The following is an 18,953-nucleotide window of genomic DNA, read 5'->3' as shown; positions in this document are numbered from 1 at the left end:
CCAAAACTATGGGAACGGCCTTTTGTTTTTACAGCAGTTGCGATATAGAATTTCACCAAAAATTCTGTAATTTCGCACCTCGAAAAGAAACCATGAATAATGAGTACAAAGTTTCCTGAATATAAAGGACTTAACTTACCAAAAGTTGCAGAAGAGATAAGCAACTATTGGGAGGCTGAAAATATCTTTGAAAAAAGTGTAACTACACGTGAAGGCAAAGAACCTTTTGTGTTTTTTGAAGGACCACCTTCTGCAAACGGTTTACCTGGTGTACACCACGTCTTGGCACGTGCCATAAAAGACATCTTTCCTCGTTACAAAACCATGAAAGGTTTCCAAGTAAAGCGTAAAGCAGGTTGGGATACACACGGTCTGCCAGTAGAGCTTGGTGTTGAAAAAGAATTAGGCATTACCAAAGAAGATATTGGTACAAAAATCACGGTTGAAGAATATAACGAAGCTTGTAAAAAAGCCGTAATGCGTTACACTGACATCTGGAACGACCTTACCAAAAAAATGGGCTATTGGGTAGATATGGATGATCCGTACATTACCTATAAATCCAAATACATGGAGAGCGTTTGGTGGTTGCTAAAGCAGATCTATGACAAGAATTTGTTGTACAAGGGTTATACTATTCAGCCATACTCACCAAAAGCAGGTACAGGTTTAAGCTCGCACGAGCTTAACCAACCAGGAACATACCAAGATGTTACAGACACAACGATTGTAGCTCAGTTTAAAGCCATAGCAGAAACGTTACCAGATTTCCTTCAAGATGAAGGTGATATTTACTTTTTAGCTTGGACGACCACACCTTGGACGTTACCAAGTAACACAGCATTAACGGTCGGACCAAAGATTGATTATGTTCTGGTTGAAACCTATAACCAATATACTTTCAAACCAATGAATGTGGTATTAGCAAAAAGTCTTGTTGGTAAACAGTTCGATGGAAAATACAAGCAAGTAGAAACCAAGCCAGAACTTATTGAATTCAATGAAGGAGATAAAAAGATTCCTTTCTATGTCGTTAAAGAATTCAAAGGAAAAGATTTAGTTGGTATTAAGTACGAACAACTGCTAGATTATGTGTTGCCAAACGATAATCCTGAAAATGCCTTTAGAGTCATTTCTGGAGATTTTGTTACTACTGAAGATGGTACAGGTATCGTACACACAGCACCAACCTTTGGTGCAGATGATGCCTTGGTAGCAAAACAAGCCACACCAGAAATACCACCAATGTTGGTAAAAGACGACAATGGTAATTTAGTGCCATTGGTAGACTTACAAGGTCGTTTTAGACCCGAAATGGGTGAGTTTGCTTGTAAGTACGTAAAGAATGAATATTACAATGATGGTGAAGCGCCAGAGAAATCTGTAGATGTAGAACTTGCCATTAAATTAAAAATTGAAAATAAAGCCTTTAAGGTTGAAAAATATAAGCACAGCTACCCAAACTGTTGGAGAACAGATAAACCAATTCTATACTATCCATTAGATTCTTGGTTTATCAAAGTCACTGACGTAAAAGGTAGAATGCACGAGCTGAATACTACAATCAACTGGAAACCTAAATCAACAGGCGAAGGACGTTTTGGTAATTGGTTGGCGAATGCGAACGATTGGAACTTATCACGTTCACGATTTTGGGGAATTCCATTGCCAATTTGGAGAACTGAAGATGGTAAAGAACAATTGTGCATAGGTTCTGTTGAAGAATTAAAGGCTGAGATGAAGAAAGCTGTGGAGGCTGAGGTTCTCGAAGCCGATATTTTTGCAGACTTCGAAGTCGGTAATATGTCTGAAGCTAATTACGAAACAATAGATCTGCACAAAAACGTAGTTGATAAAATCGTATTGGTATCACCTTCAGGAAAACCTATGAAGCGCGAAAGTGATTTGATAGACGTTTGGTTCGATTCTGGTTCTATGCCTTATGCACAATGGCATTATCCGTTTGAAAACAAGGATTTCATAGATAAGAAAGAGGCTTTTCCAGCAGATTTTATCGCAGAAGGTGTAGACCAAACACGTGGTTGGTTCTATACATTGCACGCTATCGGAACAATGGTATTCGATTCTGTGGCATACAAAAATGTAGTGTCTAACGGATTGGTTTTAGATAAGAATGGACAAAAAATGTCTAAGCGTTTAGGCAATGCTGTAGACCCGTTTGAAACTTTGGCAAATCACGGAGCAGATGCTACACGTTGGTATATGATAAGTAATGCCAACCCTTGGGACAACTTAAAGTTTGATATTGATGGTGTAGAGGAAGTGAAACGTAAGTTCTTCGGAACGTTATATAACACGTATTCATTCTTCAGTCTGTATACCAATTTAGATGGCTTTAAATACGAAGAAGCTGATATTCCTCTAAATGAAAGACCAGAATTAGACCGTTGGATTCTTTCAGAATTAAACACCTTAATCAAAAAGGTAGATGAGTATTATGCCGAATATGAGCCAACAAAGGCAGCGAGAGCAATTTCGGACTTTACACAAGATTATCTAAGTAACTGGTATGTACGTTTAAGTAGAAGGCGTTTCTGGAAAGGCGATTACCAAACCGATAAAATTTCGGCATACCAAACACTGTATACGTGTATGGAAACCATCGCTAAGCTTGGTGCACCAATTGCGCCATTCTTTATGGATCGTTTATATTTAGATCTAAACGCTGTAACACAAAAAGAAGGTTTTGAGAGTGTGCATTTAGCGGAATTCCCTAAAGCAGATGAGAGTGCTATTGATAAAGTGCTTGAACGAAAAATGGAGAATGCACAGACAATATCTTCATTAGTTTTATCGTTGAGAGCTAAAGAGAAAATTAAAGTGCGTCAGCCACTTGAAAAAATTATGATTCCTATTGATAATCAGCAACAAAAGGAAGAAATAAAAGCTGTTGAAGATTTAATAAAGCACGAAGTTAATATCAAAAATATTGAGCTTTTAGAAGATGCTTCAGACATTTTAGTAAAGCAAATAAAACCGAATTTTAAGGTGTTAGGACCTCGATTTGGAAAGGATATGAAATTGATTGCGAACGCGATAAATGCTTTTTCTGCTGATGATATTAAAAAAATTGAACAAAATGGTAATTTAGATGTTGAAGTTAATGGAAAAAACATTAATTTGGGACTTGATGATGTTGAGATTATGTCTCAAGATATTGAAGGATGGCTAGTTGCAAATGAAGGTGCCCTAACCGTGGCTTTAGATGTTACAATTAGTGATGAATTGCGTAAAGAAGGTATTGCACGTGAGCTCGTAAACCGCATACAAAATTTACGTAAGGATTCAGGTTTTGAAGTTACAGACAGAATTGATGTAAAACTTCAAAAAGATGCCCAAATCGAAGCGGCTATTTCTTCAAATGAGACCTACATTAAATCTGAGACATTGACTGAAGACTTAGAAATTATTGAAAACCTAGACAATGGTATAGAAATTGCTTTTGATGATGTAAATACCAAATTGTTTATTCAAAAACATTAAAATTATGGCAACAGACACAAAAAATAGATATTCAGATAAGGATTTAGAAGAATTCAGAGTTCTAATTCAAGATAAGATTGATAAAGCTGAGCACGATTTAGAATTGATAAAAAGTGCTTATATGAACGACCATAATAATGGTACAGACGATACGTCTCCAACTTTCAAGGCTTTTGAAGAAGGTAGTGAGACTATGAGTAAAGAAGCAAACTCTGCTTTAGCAATTCGTCAAGAAAAGTTTATTCGCGATTTAAAAAACGCTTTAATCAGAATTGAAAACAAAACCTATGGTGTTTGTCGTGTAACAGGAAAATTAATCAACAAAGAACGATTAAAACTTGTTCCGCACGCAACGCTTAGTATCGAAGCTAAAAATATGCAGAAGTAACAAATTCCTGTAGCTTTGTTCGCTGTCCGCGTGTCGCCAAAGCTTTAGCGGAGGCACAAGCTTTAGCGTAAGTGAAAAGCAGGAATCAAAATATGCAGAAAAATAAAGTCATATACAGACCTCACAGGTTTTCTGCTTCGAGTTACCTCAGCAACCAACCTGTGAGGTCTTTTAGTTTTGTACTAATCTTGTTTTCTGTGTTATTTAGTAATGCCAAAATAACATTGTTAAAACAATAGATGCAGACTCAATTAGCTATATTCAAATTGATGGCAATCAAATTTTTACGATTTCTGTAACAACTGCAGAGGTTGATGATATTAAAATCGTTTCTACTTTAGATGGCGAATATCAAAATGAATTTCAGGTTGTAGATAAGATTAAAAATGGAGTCTTAAGCTTAAAATTAGAGCATCAATCCTTTACTGATATTGCAGATGATAAAAGAAATGCCCATAAAGTCATAGCAACTACATTACAATTAAAAATACCTGAACATTTAAGTTTAACTATAAAAAGTGATATTGGCTCTGTTGCTGCTGCTGGTCATTTTAAAACACTATTCATTGAACTACAACAAGGATTTTGCGAGATTAACGGTATGGCAAAAAATGCCGTTGTTAATACCATTAATGGTAATATAAACGTTTATACCTCAAATGCAAAAGTGATAGCTACTTCAAATAATGGAACTGTTGTGGTTGATGAATTTGAAGGTCAACAAACGCATTGGCAATTAAAATCCATCAATGGAAATATTATCGCAGAGAAAGAATAATAGTTCCATCAACTTTTTCAAATAATAAAAATTTGTTCTAAATGTAGATATTTTTTTAATTTCAAAAACCTTAAATGCTGGAATAGTGTGCTTTTTCAGTTTTTTTTGGTTTTCAAATTTTAAAAATTTTAAAAATAACCAATAAAATATTGCAAAATTACGGTTTTTCCGCACTTCTTAGATATGGTAAGGGCTGTAAGCGTAAATAAAATATTAACATTCATAATGTTGAAAAAGTATATTGTAATTTTTAAAAATTACAATTTTTTGTGAGTAAGTTTACATCGTCAAGATACGTCACTGTATTTTTAACAAGGGAATACAATGAAATTCATTGACATTTTGGATTGATCCAATAACCAGTACTGGTTTTTTTACTTGTTATTCCTTGTTACCTTGTTATATAATTCCTTGTTTTTATTTTATTAACTATTGTTGAAATTTTTTAAAATTTCAGCATTAAAACTTTATGTAATAATGAATATAAGAATAAAAAGAATTCTTTCCTTCTCAATATTGCCATTAATGGCTATGCTATTTATGTCTACCAGTGGTGGTGGTAAAGGTACTAAGAAAGATACTTCAGGAGGTTGCACTGTAAAAGAAAGAGATACTGAAATAGTTCTCTTCCAAATGTCAGGTATGCCTCCAGGGCGTATAAACAATTGGGCTGTGCCTGCGAGTCCTAGTTTGTGGACTGGAGCTTCCAGTGCTTCTAGTTTGTTCAGCAATCCAAATCAATATTATTGTGTGATAACGATTTCTGCAAGCTGTGCTAACTACAATAAAGAATATGTTTGGAATCCTGATACTTCTGGAGGCACTACTATGACTATACCAATACCAGAAAATACAGAGTTTAGAATCAGTGTAGAATATTGGGAACAATGCGGTCCCTATTGGGGCTCTAGTAACTCACCTTCTTATGCTAGGGGTTTATGGTTTTCAGAGATAACACAAGGATATGCCACAAGTATAGGTATATCTAATTGGATTTATTTGAGAAGAGAAAGTTGTTAATTAAAATAAAATGAAAAAAATGAAAAATAAAATATATATATTGTTTATTATTCTAATTGGCTTTTCGTGTAGTGAAGAAAGCCACGAAATAGATACTTCTTCTGAAATCAGCAACGTAAAAACTTTTGAAGACTATTTAGAGTTTGCAAACGCCGAAACTGATAATAGAATTATGTTACAAAGCCTTGGTGCTATTAATAATACAAACACCATCGATGTAATCAGCGCAAGGTCTAAAGTAGAGTTGGGTTCCATAGAATTTCAAATTGATGAAGATCAATATGTAGGTGAAAATATTTTCAGTGGTGACGAATTTATTACTTGGAACAGCAATGTTGACAATTTAAGCCAATATTATGGCAAGGAGGTAGATGTAAAGGTTAGTAACAAATTACTACAAGCAAGAAATAGCTCAAACTCTGATGATGTTGTTTCTTTTTATATACCAGAAATAATTTCAGCAAACCTTTACAACCTAAAAGAAGGTAAGATACAACCAGGTTCTTATATCACTTGGAATGCTGACCCTAATAATGTCAATGGAATTATTTTGGCTGTTGAATATAAGCCTACTAGTCAGTTTACCGAAGAAATGGTTAATGAATATAATGAGAGGTTGATAAAAGGTTTAACAATTGATGATGTTGGTACATATACTATAACAGAAGAAGATTTAGCAGAATTTCCAGATAATGCTAACCTGTCATTTTATATCGGTCGCACAGGCTATGTTATAGAAACAGGAGATGAAGGAGAAAATGATGTCTATATAGGTGCTTATACTTCAATGAGAGCTGATATGAAGATTGACAAAAATAATGATTAAAAAGTTTTTAATTTATTTTCAAAAGATCGTTTCATATTTGAAACGATCTTTTTTTTGAAACACTAAAAATTACCTTAATGAAATCAATACTTATATTGCTGGTATTTAGTTTTTTGAATTTTATATCATGGAATTTTTATGGTCTAGTTTTTATATTAAATATTGCATTGATATTTTACTATTTAGACACCCAATCTGATAAAAATATATGGGTTAAGTGTATAATGAGTTTTGTTCTTCTGTTCTTCTTCAACCTATCTAGCCTGTTTTGGTTATATACAGTTGATGGTTATAAATGTCTGTTAGTGTTTTTAGCCAATTCCATTTTATATACACCAGTATTTTTATCATATTATATAATCAGAGGCAAAAGGGGCGTTATTTTATTTATTTTTACTTATACATTGGTAGATGTTTTATATGCGAATTGGGATTTGGCGTTTCCTTGGCTAAATTTCGGACATGTTTTAGGAAACCAATATTATCTAATAAAGTGGTATGCCGTTGTAGGTACTTTAGGAGGAGGTATATGGTTACTATTTATGGGATGGCTTCTTTATAGGACTATTTATGATAAAAAAAGAAAAATTCTAACATTATTTTCTTTAGGTTTTATTTTGCCTATTATATCGATTATTTACTATTATGATGATTCGTACGAGAATTCTAAGGATAATTATGTAAATGTTTTGGCTTATAATCCATTAAAATCAGGTACAAATTATAACAAAGCTAAATCACTTTACTTAGATCTTAAAGAGGTTCCGGAGGCTGATTTCATTGTAACACCTGAGTTATTTTTTAAAGCGTTGCATCCAAATGAATTTAAAAATGGTATCTATGCAAATTATATTAATTTGTTTTTCAATAAAAATCCAAATTCTAAGTTTATTATAGGGACGGAATTATTTAACACTAAAGATATTAGGTTCAATGGTATTGCAGTTGTGTCAAAAAGTAATTCTTTTTTTAGAACTAAAAAGAAATATGTTCCAATAAAAGAGTTTTCCCCATCTCTTTTTACGTCTTTTTATCCTAGTTATTATGTAAAGAATAAAAAGGATGACGAAAAAGATATAATACGTTCTCATAAAATATTTCCATTAGTTTGTTATGAATCAATATTTTCTTTTTTTGTAGCGGATAAAAGCAACCAAACCGATGTACTATTTTTATTGACTAGTGAGCGTTTTATGAATGGCTCATATTTTGGCAAGAAACAATATTTAAACATTGTGAGAGTAAGAGCTATAGAAAACAATAAGTCAATTTTAAAAGTAGCTGATGATGGAATTTCTTGTGTTATTTTGCCAAATGGGCGCATAGAAAAACATCTCGATAAAGAAATTGAAATTATTGAAATGAAAATTTTTAAAAAACAAAGTCTTTATTCGAAAATAATAAATTCATTATGAGGATAACAGTTATAATTGTATTGTGTTTTGCTGTTTGCTTATCTGCAAAAGCTCAAGCCAACGACACCGAAGCAGCTTTATATAACATTGGTTTTGGAGCAATATTCAGTACGGTTGGTGCAATAATAAATAAGCCTAAAGAAGAACCATTGGGTAAGGTTATAAAAAAGTCCCTGTGGCAAGGGGCATTAGGAGGTTATCTCACCTTTGAGAGTAAACGTATATTACGAGAGGCTCAAAGACAGGAGCAATGGGAGTACTTTTGGGCAGCAAAGCTTGTTAATGCGGCAGGGACGTCCATAAAAGAAAATGCGGCACTCAACACTAATTTTTATGATAGGTGGCATCTTAATATTGGTTTTAACAGAATAGAGATTATGACAAAAGATGAGTTTTCAATAAAATATAGGTTGATGCCAGTTGCTTTTACTTATACCATAGGTATTGCGTTGCAAACTAAATTTGAATTAAATAAGACACTAAAAACTGGTGAGTTTATATTTTCGAGTAATACCAATAGGTTCACAGAGACTCATTCACGCGGTATAGCTTTACCTGGCAATGTTGTTCTATACTCTCCAGAAAAAAATGATTTATCTCTTATGTCTCACGAGATAATACATTTATATCAGAGTAATGATTTTAGTATTTTCAATACTTATCTTAATAAATCTTTGTCCAAATGGTCTTCAAAAAATTCTACAATTAATTGGTTTAATAATCATCTCTATATAGAATATCATTACTTACTACTTAGACCAGTTTATGTATTTGAGACAGAAACCGCAAATTCTTATTATGATAACTTTTTAGAACGAGAGGCAGGTTATTACAGTAATACGCTCTGGGCTGATTAATTATGTGGTGATTTATTTACTTTTGTCCAAAATAATTAAATGTCCCTAAAAAAAGCTTCAATAATCATAATTATTATTTTGCTGATAGACCAAATCAGTAAAATTTATGTAAAAACACATTTTGTAATCGGTGAAGATGTCACTGTATTTTCATGGTTTAAAATTGCTTTTGTAGAGAATGATGGTATGGCTTGGGGAACTAAACTGAGCGATTTTTTTACTTTCATTTCAGATAAATCAGCAAAACTTATCCTTACGCTTTTTAGAATCTTTGCTGTAACAGGAATTGGGTTTTGGTTAGTAGATGTTGTAAAAAAGAAAAGATCTAAAACTTTAATTTTTGCTATCGCTATTATTTTTGCTGGTGCTTTAGGTAATATTTTAGATTCGGTGTTTTACGGTATTTTGTTTAGTGATAGTCATATGGAAGTGGCTACATTTTTACCAGAAGAAGGTGGTTATGCAGGTGTGTTTTATGGAGATGTAGTAGATATGTTACATTTTCCTATTTGGAGCGGGCAATTACCAGAATGGTTACCTTTTGTTGGTGGAAAAACATTCTCCTTTTTTGATCCCGTTTTTAATGTTGCTGATGTTGCTATTAGTACTGGTATTGGGATATTGATTGTGTTTAACAGAAAGGCTTTTAAAGAGGAAGAGACTAAAACTGAATTACCTGATTTGGAGTCACACAATAATCTAGTTTAATATCATTGTCTGAAGTTTCAAAAATTTCCTCTTCTACTTCAAAAAATGATACCCCAATTTTAATAGTTTCAGGTTTGCAATTTGCTAAAAACCGATCGTAAAAACCTTTACCATAACCAATACGATGCCCTTCTTCATCAAATGCTAAAAGTGGAATAAAGACAACTTCTAGTTGAGAAGATTTTATTTCTATACCATCCTGAGGTTCAGGAATATTGTAGTCGCTTTTTATAAGCTTTGTACCATCTGTAAGCAAATAATGAGTCATAGAGTAATCTCTAAAATTACTCTTAGAAATCACAATGTTTTTATCCTTTCCAGCTAAAATATTTAAGATATATTCTGTGTTTATCTCCTTTTGTTCTTCAATAGTTAGAAACAAATGATAAAAGGAATAGTTCCAAATGTCTAGTTTCAGCAATTGGTTTGCAATGGCTAAACTAAAATCTTCAATTTGATCATTTGAAAGCTCTTGTCTTAAAGCTTTATATTTTTGGCGTAGGTCTGGTTTTTTCAAGGTTTTAATTTGGTTGAAATATGAAAAATAGCATCACCTTGATAGATAATAGGTGATTCATTAACATTAAAAATATAACCATTATTAGGCGCTTTTACAAAATGATTAAAGCTACCGTAAGGGTCGGTGATATGACCTAAAACGTCTCCTTTTTTTACTTCAGAATTGATGCTTATCACAGCCTTAAACATTCCAGAATGACTAGCACGAATCCATTTGCTTCCCTGAATTTTAATACAGTTTTTCTTTGGCTTAGAGACGGTAAATTTACTATTCAAAATACCTAAGTGGTGAAGAATTCGTTTTATACCATTAACTCCAGTATTGGTAATATTATTATCTATATTAAAAGATTTCCCACCTTCAAAAAGTAAAATAGGAATATCCATTTTTGAGGAAGCACTTCGGAACGATTTTTTAATATTTTTTGAATAATAAATAAATGGAGCTCCAAAGATTTGAGCCAACTCATCGAGCTCGGGGTCGCCTTTTACAATACGTATTTGTGGTGAATTAAAACGTCCTGCACCACCTGTGTGAAAATCCAAAATCAAATCTGCATGAGGAACGATTTCAGTAATTAATTTATGAGCTACTCTACTAGCAAGAGATCCTATTTTGCTACCTGGAAAAACACGGTTGAGATCACGACCATCAGGAAACTCCCTATCCATGTGTATAAAGCCAAATACATTGATGACAGGAATACATATTATCGTACCTTTTTTAGGTTTATTAATGCCTTTGGCAATGATTTGGCGTACAATTTCTACACCATTAACTTCATCACCATGAATACCAGCTGTAATTAAAACTGTTGGTCCTGGTTTTTTAGACCGTTCAATAATTACTGGAACGTCAATAGTATTTTGGGTGTGCAGTTTAGCAACATTAAAGCTTACTTTCGCACTTTGTCCAAGCGCTACTTTTTTACCTAGAATATGTAATATATCCTTATCGCTCATCTATTTTCTATTACGTTCTATATATGTAATAATAGCTTTGGCAATATTCTTTTTTGTTGCTCCTTCTATGCCTTCTAAACCTGGTGTAGAGTTAACCTCCATAATTAAAGGACCTCTTGCCGATTGTAGCATATCTACACCACAAACAGGTAATTTTAATGCACGAGCAGCCTTAGTAGCTAGCTTTAATTCTTCGTCGCTAAGCTTTATTAAGTTCGCACTTCCTCCACGATGAAGGTTAGATCTAAACTCACCTTCTTTACCTTGACGCTTCATGGCACCAACCACTTGTCCATCCACTATTAAAGCTCTTAAATCAGCACCTTTGGCTTCTTTAATAAACTCTTGTACCAATGCTCTTGCCTGCAAACCATTAAAGGCTTCCAAAACCGATTCGGCAGCATTTTTGGTTTCGGCTAAAACAACACCCAAACCTTGTGTGCCTTCGAGTAGTTTTATAATTACTGGTGGTCCTCCAACATGTTGTAATACTTCCTCAACATCTCTAGAATAATTGGTGAAAACAGTTTTTGGCATCCCAATTCCAGCTTTAGATAAACGTTGGAAACTTCTTAATTTATCTCTTGAACGTAATATAGCATCAGAGGAAGCGGTTGTAAAAACATTCATCATTTCAAACTGTCTCACAACAGCACAACCAAAGAATGTTACGGACGCTCCAATTCTAGGAATTATGGCATCCACATAATCTAAATACCGGTCTTTATAAAAAATTGTTGGTTTTTCTTGTTCTATGATGATATCGCACTTCAAAGGGTCGATAATTTCAACCTCATGACCTCTGTTTTCAGCTTCTTCAATCAAACGAGCTGTAGAATACAAGTGAGGATTACGCGATAAAATGACTATGTTCATTGGTTTATTGATTAAATGATTGATTTTCTAAATCAACGTCTACTAAAAATTTATGTCTCAAAAACTGACGGCCGATTAATACAGGGAACTTCATGTCTTCCCTAGTGCTTAAAGTTAAGTTAATCTTATATTTTTTACCAAAGAATATCACAGATGTTTTGATTTTGTATCGATTTTCTCTGTGACCGTTACTACTTTTAACATCAGTATAGGAATACTCATCAAAAACAACTTCGTCACTTTTAAAATTTGGATGCCCTTTACTTTCAAAGATACAGTAAAGCTTTTGGCCTTCTTCTCTGATTTTTGAACAGTGTATGGCTGAGGTGTAAGCTCCAGTATCAATTTTAACGTCTATTGTATTAAGATTTAAATCAGGAAAGTCGACTTTGTCAACACGTCCCAGAACCTTTTTAGTCATAATTTTATTTTTAAAAAAGTGGCGCAAGATAGTGATAAAGTTCATTCAAAATACAGGTATTGAAATCTTATTATTACCTTTGATATAATGCCAGAAACAACCCTAGATATACAAATAAAAACGCTGCCACATCAGCCTGGAGTTTACCAATATTTTGATATTAACAATAAGCTTATTTACGTTGGTAAAGCCAAAGATATTAAAAAGCGTGTAAGTAGTTATTTTACTAAACAACATGATTATGGAAAGACTCGAGTTTTAGTAAAAAATATAGCATCGATTAAACATATTGTTGTTGAGACCGAAAATGACGCTTTACTATTAGAAAATAACCTTATAAAAAAATATCAGCCTAAGTATAATGTGATGCTTAAGGATGATAAATCGTATCCTTGGATTTGTGTAAAAAAAGAACGTTTTCCTAGGATTTTTCCAACCCGAAGAGTCATAAAAGATGGGTCTGAATATTTTGGTCCATATACCAGTATGAAAACCGTGAAAACACTCTTGGGTTTAATAAAAGGGGTATATCAATTGCGTACTTGTAATTATGATTTATCCGAAGCTAAAATTGAAGCAGGAAAATACAAGGTGTGTTTAGAATATCATTTGGGCAATTGCAAAGGACCTTGTGAAGGTTATGAATCGGAGGAAGAATACCATGCAAATATTATTGCCATTCGTGAGATTTTAAAGGGAAATTTTAAGGATTCACTGCAGCAGTTTAGGACTCAAATGAGGCAGTATGCGGAGGCGATGCAATTTGAAGATGCACAGAAAATAAAAGAAAAACTAGAGGTTTTAGAAAATTATCAGGCTAAATCTACCATTGTAAATCCTAAGATTAGTAATGTAGATGTGTTTTCAATCGTTAGTGACGAAACGTATGCTTACATCAACTTTTTACAGTTGAGTTATGGTTCTATTATAAGATCTCACACTTTAGAGTTAAAAAAGAAACTTCAAGAATCTGACCAAGAACTTTTAGAATTGGCGATTACAGAAATAAGACAACGATTCAACTCAAATTCAAGAGAAATTTATGTGCCTTTTAAAGTCGACCTTGGTGAAAATATTAAAGTTACGGTTCCGAAATTAGGTGATAAAAAAAGCATCTTAGATTTGTCTGAGCGTAATGCTAAGTATTACCGAATGGATAAGTTGAAGCAGATAAAAATTGTGGATCCAGATCGTCATACCAATAGAATTATGGCACAAATGAAAGCGGATTTGCGTTTGTCTGAAGAACCAAGACATATCGAATGTTTTGATAATTCCAATATTCAAGGGACGAACCCTGTTGCAGCTTGTGTAGTTTTTAAAAATGGAAAACCAAGTAAAAAAGATTATCGCCATTTTAATATAAAAACGGTTGAAGGTCCAGATGATTTCGCATCTATGGAAGAGGTGGTTTTTAGACGTTATAAACGTTTGTTAGAAGAAGATCAGCCATTGCCACAACTTATAATTATTGATGGTGGTAAAGGACAATTGTCGTCCGCATTAAAGAGTTTGGATATTTTAGGGTTAAGAGGAAAAATAGCTATTATCGGAATTGCAAAACGTTTAGAAGAATTATTCTATCCAAATGATCCAATTCCCTTATATTTAGATAAAAAAAGTGAGACTCTAAAAATTATACAACAGTTACGCAACGAAGCCCATCGTTTTGGGATAGAACACCATAGAAATAGACGCAGTAAAGGAGCTTTAAAAACAGAATTGGAGAATATTTCTGGTGTAGGTGAACAAACCATTGTAGATTTAATGAAACAGTTTAAAACTGTAAAGCGAATTGCTAATGCTAAGTTAGATGAACTGGAAGCTGTTGTAGGAGTGTCTAGAGCAAATAAAATTTATAACTATTATCATAAAGAGTAGGTGAAACAATCCCAAATATATCATAAAAGAATAGCTAAAAGATTTTTATTGCTAGTTGCAGTAATGTTTTTTGGTTTGCAATCATTCACATTGCTGGCTCAAGACAAAAATGAACCTAAAGTTGGTTTGGTTCTCAGTGGTGGCGGAGCTAAAGGTTTTGCACATATAGGGGCTTTAAAAGTTATTGATAGTTTAGGTGTAAAAATAGATTATGTTGCCGGTACTAGTATGGGTGCCATTATTGGGTCGTTATATGCTACAGGATATACAGGTAAGCAATTAGAAGAAATGTTTGAACAACAGGATTTTGATGAGCTTATAAACGATAAGTTTCCAAGATCTTCTAAACCATTTTATGAAAGAGAGAATGTTGAAAAATATGCGGTAAGTCTGCCTTTTGATGGGTTTAAAATTAATTTACCTTCAGGTTTGTCTAGAGGTCAAAATGTCTATAACTTACTATATCAATTAATGCTTCCGGTTAATGATGTTAGAGATTTTGACGAACTACCTATACCTTTCTTTTGTATTGCAACAGATATAGAAACAGGAGAGTCTGTAGTTATGGACAAAGGTAGATTACCAGAAGCTGTTGCGGCAAGTGGTGCGTTGCCATCTTTGTTTCAACCAGTAGTTATAGGTGATAGAATTTTAATCGATGGTGGAGTTACAAATAACTTTCCTGTTGAAGAGCTTAGAGCTAAAGGGATGGATGTTATTATTGGAGTAGATGTTCAAGATGGTTTAAAGGACAGAGAATCTTTAAATTCCGCACCAGATATTTTGCTGCAAATTAATAATTTCAGGACCATAAACGCTATGAAAAACAAAGCGCCTTTAACCGATATTTATATCAAGCCAGATATTGAAAATTTTTCGGTTATTTCATTCAGTGAAGGTCATGATATTATTGCAAGTGGTGAAGCGGCGGCAAGAGTAAATATCTCTCAATTATTGAAAATAAAAGACAAACAAATTGATAAAAATTATACAAGATCACAATTAAAACAACCTGATAGTTTAATAATAAATAATATAAATGTAACAGGTAATGATCGTTATACTAGATCTTATATTTTAGGTAAACTAAGGCTTAAAGGTGGTGAGAAACTTTGTCAAGATGATTTTAAAGAGAACATTAACAACCTAATAGCTACTAATAATTTTGACACTTTTAGATACCGATTAGTTCCAATTGATAATAGTGAAGAGTATAGTCTTACTGGTACAATTACAGAGAGTAAAGCTTCTACTTTTTTAAGATTTGGTTTGCATTATGATGGTTTGTATAAAAGCGCCTTGATAGCTAATCTTACTAAAAAAAGATTATTATTTAATAACGATGTTGCATCCTTAGATGTAGTTTTAGGTGACAATTCACGTTATAATTTCGATTACTTTATAGATAAAGGGTTTTACATCAGTATAGGGTTAAAATCGCGTTATAATAAATTTGAACGTAATATTAATCCTTTCGTGGCTATATCAGACACCCTTTTGGCTGGGCTTAATAAGATCAGTATAGAGTATCAGGATTTTACAAATCAATTGTACTTACAGACAATTTTCAGGAAAGATTTTGCACTTAGGGCAGGTGTAGAACACAAGCGTTTAAAGATAACTTCAGAGACACTGTTGTCAGAAGATCAAAATGATGATATTGTTTTTGAAAACACGGATTACTTTAGTCTTTTTGGAAATTTAAAGTTTGACAGCTATAGCGATTCTAATTTTGCTAAAAGAGGATTCTATTTTAATGGTGATTTCCATTTGTATCTGAATGCTTCAGGTTTTAATCAAGATTTTGAAGAATTCTCTATAGCTAAAGCAGATATTGGTTATGCGTTTAGTGTAAGTGATAAAATGGCTGTAAGGTTAGAATCTAGAGGAGGTTTTACTGTTGGTGATAAATCTACAACTTCACTTAATTTTGCATTAGGAGGTTATGGCAAAAATTTCATCAATAATATCTATTCGTTTTACGGTTATGACTATGTAGATGTTATAGCGAATAGTTTTGTAAAAACCAATCTTACTTTAGATTATGAACTTTTCAAAAAACACCACATTATTCTTGCTGCTAATATTGCTAATGTAGAAGACGAACTTTTTGAAACAGGCAATTGGTTCTCTTCACCAGATTATACAGGTTATGCTTTGGGCTATTCTTTGGAAACGTTTTTAGGGCCAATAGAAGGAAAGTACACCTATTCTCCAGAGACCGGTAATAGTTATTGGTTCTTTAATCTAGGATTTTGGTTTTGATATGAAATGAAGTGTCATACTGAACTTGTTTCTCTAATTCATAAAGAAAATGCCCTTACCTTCAAAAAGGTAATTATTTAGAAAATTATCAAATATACTAGACAACAAAACCTCTTTACTGTTAACAGTATTTGTTATACCATTATCCAAAGGTTTACAGCCTCTTAAATTTTGTGTGTAATCATAATAGGTGTTTTCTACAATGCTAATGTTTGAAAACAACTTGGTGTTTAAAGCTTCGGAATTAAATTCAAGGCTAGGATATTTTAAATCATAAATTAGCAAGGGATTAGTGTCAACTTCGATTTTATAATTCTGTTCGTATACATCTGAAGAGAAAGTCATGTAACTGCTTAACTTTACTGTAGAAAAAGCATATTTCTTATTGGTGTGTTCTTGACTATTTAAGTGAAGAGTAGAAATGAAAATAATGATGAGTAGACTTAAATTTTTCATAAATAAAAGATTACTTTTTTAAATTTAAGAAAAATCTTTTAAGAGTTTTAATTCTTTAATTACAATCTCAAAATAATTAATCAGTGCTTTTTTGATGCTATATTATCTAAACTGATGATTATAAAATTATAAGATAGATTATTCCTTTTTAAGTCAAGTATAAGTTTATCTAAATTTTTTGACAACTTTCCTAATTTATAAGAATATGTGTAAACGATCAAATCTTTACTAAAGTCTAATTCAACTTTATCCCCATCTAAGTTATAATAAGAAAAATCTGAAAGAGGACTACTTTGATAAACGCCAGATGAGGAGCTACCAATACTTTTATTAATTACACTAGAGATTGATCCAAAGCAGCTATTTTTATCCTTTAAATCTGAACCGTTAGCTACAAGTCTATCATTATCAAAAATACCATAATAGTAAACAACTCTTCTTTTCATAACATCGAATATTAAATCGTTGTAGTCTTGCTCTTTTACAACTAATATTTTTTCTAAATCAAGTGAGGTTGTTTTATTAATGAAATCTTTATAATCATTTAAACTAGTAAATTCTATTTCTTTATTTATACCATTTACTCCTTTATAAATTGGCTTGCATGAATAGGAGTAGATAATAATAAGAACAACTAAAATATTTGAACATCTCATCATTTTTCAGAACTAACAGATAAATAATTTTCATATTACAAAATTTTTCGATATTTGTAACACTATGAAACCATTCTGGCCAAACTTAAAACTTCATTTACACTTCCTTATCAAAAGGAATCCAGAATAATTGTGCTGTTAGCTGAGATAAATTAAGAATCTCATCTACCATATTAAATTTCAATTTTTGTACCTTTAAAACGTTTAGTCTTTTGCTTCAAGTAAACGAATAAACAATTCAACAATTAAACAATTTTGCAATGCCATTTTATCATAAATTAGGGGAGATTCCACCAAAACGTCATACACAGTTTAAAAAGTCTAATGGTGACTTTTACTATGAGCAATTGTTTGGTACTATTGGTTTCGATGGTATGTCTACCAATAGTTATCATGAACAACGACCAACACAAGTAAAAGAAATAAGGAAGCAGTACAGTGTAGCGCCAAAGGTTGCAAAGGCAAATAATATGCAATCTTACCGTTTTCACGGATTTAAAGTAAAACCAGAAAATGATTATTTAGACAGTCGTAAAATTGTATTGACTAATAGTGATTGTAATATCATCTTGGCAGCACCAAAACAATCCACGAAAGATTATTTTTATAAAAACACAGATGCCGATGAGCTAATCTTCATCCATAAAGGCTCAGGAAAATTAAGAACGCATTTAGGGAATTTAGATTTTAAATATGGTGATTATCTTTTGGTGCCAAGAGGTATAATCTACAAGTTAGATTTTGATACTGAAGACAACAGATTGTTTATTGTAGAATCTTATCGTCCAATATACACACCAAAACGTTATCGTAATTGGTTCGGACAATTATTAGAGCATTCGCCGTTTTGTGAACGTGATTTAAGACAGCCTCAAGAATTGGAAACTTATAATGAATCTGGTGAGTTTCTCATCAAAATAAAAAAACAAGACGAAATTTTCGATATGGTTTATGCCTCGCATCCTTTTGATGTTGTAGGGTATGATGGTTATAACTATCCATACGCCTTTTCAATTCACGATTTCGAACCCATAACTGGTCGTGTGCATCAACCACCTCCAGTGCACCAAACTTTTGAGACCGATGCTTTTGTAGTCTGTAGTTTTGTGCCACGTTTGTATGATTATCATCCATTAGCAGTGCCAGCGCCTTATAATCATAGTAATATAGATAGTGATGAGGTGTTGTATTATGTAGATGGTGATTTTATGAGTAGAAATGATATTGCTGCAGGACATATCTCGTTACATCCTGCAGGTATTCCTCATGGACCGCATCCAGGAGCCATGGAACGCAGTATCGGAAAAGTAAAAACAGATGAGTTGGCTGTAATGGTAGATACATTTAAGCCTCTTAAAGTTACAGAAGAAGCTTTAGAAATAGCAGACGAAGATTACTTCAAATCTTGGTTAGAATAATT

Annotated in this window: 17 protein-coding genes; 11 read left to right on the top strand and 6 right to left on the bottom strand. The window is 32.7% G+C overall.

Going from position 1 to position 18,953, the window contains the following annotated elements; all coding sequences use genetic code 11:
* Positions 1 to 99: 99 nt before the first annotated feature.
* From ileS to QGM60_RS05505, 8 genes are all read left to right on the top strand, one after another.
* The gene (gene ileS / locus QGM60_RS05540) at positions 100 to 3,504 is read left to right on the top strand and encodes an isoleucine--tRNA ligase (protein ID WP_281139229.1); all 3,405 of its coding nucleotides are present in this window, start codon (positions 100 to 102) and stop codon (positions 3,502 to 3,504) included.
* 4 nt (positions 3,505 to 3,508) lie between these two features.
* On the top strand, positions 3,509 to 3,892 hold the full coding sequence (locus QGM60_RS05535; RefSeq protein WP_281139228.1) for a TraR/DksA C4-type zinc finger protein: 384 nt from the start codon (positions 3,509 to 3,511) through the stop codon (positions 3,890 to 3,892).
* 601 nt (positions 3,893 to 4,493) lie between these two features.
* On the top strand, positions 4,494 to 4,670 hold the full coding sequence (locus QGM60_RS05530) for a hypothetical protein (protein ID WP_281139227.1): 177 nt from the start codon (positions 4,494 to 4,496) through the stop codon (positions 4,668 to 4,670).
* A 477-nt stretch (positions 4,671 to 5,147) separates the two neighbouring features.
* Positions 5,148 to 5,690 carry a hypothetical protein gene (locus QGM60_RS05525; protein WP_281139226.1) on the top strand — a complete coding sequence of 181 codons (543 nt, stop codon included), beginning with the start codon at positions 5,148 to 5,150 and terminating at the stop codon, positions 5,688 to 5,690.
* 19 nt (positions 5,691 to 5,709) lie between these two features.
* On the top strand, positions 5,710 to 6,516 hold the full coding sequence (locus QGM60_RS05520; protein ID WP_281139225.1) for a hypothetical protein: 807 nt from the start codon (positions 5,710 to 5,712) through the stop codon (positions 6,514 to 6,516).
* Positions 6,517 to 6,593: 77 nt separating this feature from the next.
* Complete coding sequence (locus QGM60_RS05515) at positions 6,594 to 7,931, top strand: nitrilase-related carbon-nitrogen hydrolase (protein ID WP_281139224.1); 1,338 nt, start codon at positions 6,594 to 6,596, stop codon at positions 7,929 to 7,931.
* A complete protein-coding gene (locus tag QGM60_RS05510; RefSeq protein ID WP_281139223.1) occupies positions 7,928 to 8,788 on the top strand; it encodes a hypothetical protein in 861 nt (286 codons plus the stop codon). The genes QGM60_RS05515 and QGM60_RS05510 overlap by 4 nt, the downstream gene beginning before the upstream one ends.
* Before the next feature lie 39 nt (positions 8,789 to 8,827).
* Complete coding sequence (locus QGM60_RS05505) at positions 8,828 to 9,496, top strand: lipoprotein signal peptidase (RefSeq protein WP_281139222.1); 669 nt, start codon at positions 8,828 to 8,830, stop codon at positions 9,494 to 9,496.
* Here the strand turns inward: QGM60_RS05505 and QGM60_RS05500 are convergent.
* From QGM60_RS05500 to QGM60_RS05485, 4 genes are read right to left on the bottom strand one after another with little or no spacing between them, the layout of a single operon-like run.
* On the bottom strand, positions 9,450 to 10,013 hold the full coding sequence (locus QGM60_RS05500; protein ID WP_281139221.1) for a 5-formyltetrahydrofolate cyclo-ligase: 564 nt from the start codon (positions 10,011 to 10,013) through the stop codon (positions 9,450 to 9,452). The two genes, QGM60_RS05505 and QGM60_RS05500, sit on opposite strands and share 47 nt — an antisense overlap.
* Positions 10,010 to 10,978, bottom strand: coding sequence for a succinylglutamate desuccinylase/aspartoacylase family protein (locus QGM60_RS05495; protein ID WP_281139220.1), 969 nt, complete (start codon positions 10,976 to 10,978; stop codon positions 10,010 to 10,012). Before QGM60_RS05495 ends, QGM60_RS05500 begins: the two co-directional genes overlap by 4 nt.
* On the bottom strand, positions 10,979 to 11,854 hold the full coding sequence (rimK, locus tag QGM60_RS05490) for a 30S ribosomal protein S6--L-glutamate ligase (protein ID WP_281139219.1): 876 nt from the start codon (positions 11,852 to 11,854) through the stop codon (positions 10,979 to 10,981).
* A gap of 4 nt (positions 11,855 to 11,858) precedes the next feature.
* Positions 11,859 to 12,275 carry a RimK/LysX family protein gene (locus QGM60_RS05485; protein ID WP_281139218.1) on the bottom strand — a complete coding sequence of 139 codons (417 nt, stop codon included), beginning with the start codon at positions 12,273 to 12,275 and terminating at the stop codon, positions 11,859 to 11,861.
* Positions 12,276 to 12,362: 87 nt separating this feature from the next.
* On the opposite strand from QGM60_RS05485, the gene uvrC reads away from it, so the two are divergent.
* A complete protein-coding gene (uvrC, locus tag QGM60_RS05480) occupies positions 12,363 to 14,156 on the top strand; it encodes an excinuclease ABC subunit UvrC (protein WP_281139217.1) in 1,794 nt (597 codons plus the stop codon).
* A 48-nt stretch (positions 14,157 to 14,204) separates the two neighbouring features.
* Positions 14,205 to 16,421, top strand: coding sequence for a patatin-like phospholipase family protein (locus QGM60_RS05475; protein ID WP_348634885.1), 2,217 nt, complete (start codon positions 14,205 to 14,207; stop codon positions 16,419 to 16,421).
* Positions 16,422 to 16,454: 33 nt separating this feature from the next.
* Here the strand turns inward: QGM60_RS05475 and QGM60_RS05470 are convergent, their stop codons facing one another.
* Together QGM60_RS05470 and QGM60_RS05465 are read right to left on the bottom strand one after the other, a co-directional pair.
* The gene (locus QGM60_RS05470) at positions 16,455 to 16,877 is read right to left on the bottom strand and encodes a hypothetical protein (protein ID WP_281139216.1); all 423 of its coding nucleotides are present in this window, start codon (positions 16,875 to 16,877) and stop codon (positions 16,455 to 16,457) included.
* 80 nt (positions 16,878 to 16,957) lie between these two features.
* Positions 16,958 to 17,536 (bottom strand): hypothetical protein, encoded by a 579-nt coding sequence (locus QGM60_RS05465; RefSeq protein WP_281139215.1) that lies wholly within the window; start codon positions 17,534 to 17,536, stop codon positions 16,958 to 16,960.
* Positions 17,537 to 17,793: 257 nt separating this feature from the next.
* On the opposite strand from QGM60_RS05465, the gene QGM60_RS05460 reads away from it, so the two are divergent.
* Positions 17,794 to 18,951 carry a homogentisate 1,2-dioxygenase gene (locus QGM60_RS05460; protein WP_281139214.1) on the top strand — a complete coding sequence of 386 codons (1,158 nt, stop codon included), beginning with the start codon at positions 17,794 to 17,796 and terminating at the stop codon, positions 18,949 to 18,951.
* Positions 18,952 to 18,953: the final 2 nt, after the last annotated feature.

Origin of the sequence: Winogradskyella sp. SYSU M77433, assembly GCF_029911945.1 — a bacterium.
GTDB lineage: Bacteria > Bacteroidota > Bacteroidia > Flavobacteriales > Flavobacteriaceae > Winogradskyella.
Note: the sequence above shows the minus strand (reverse complement) of the source record. Positions and strands in the feature narration are given on the sequence as shown.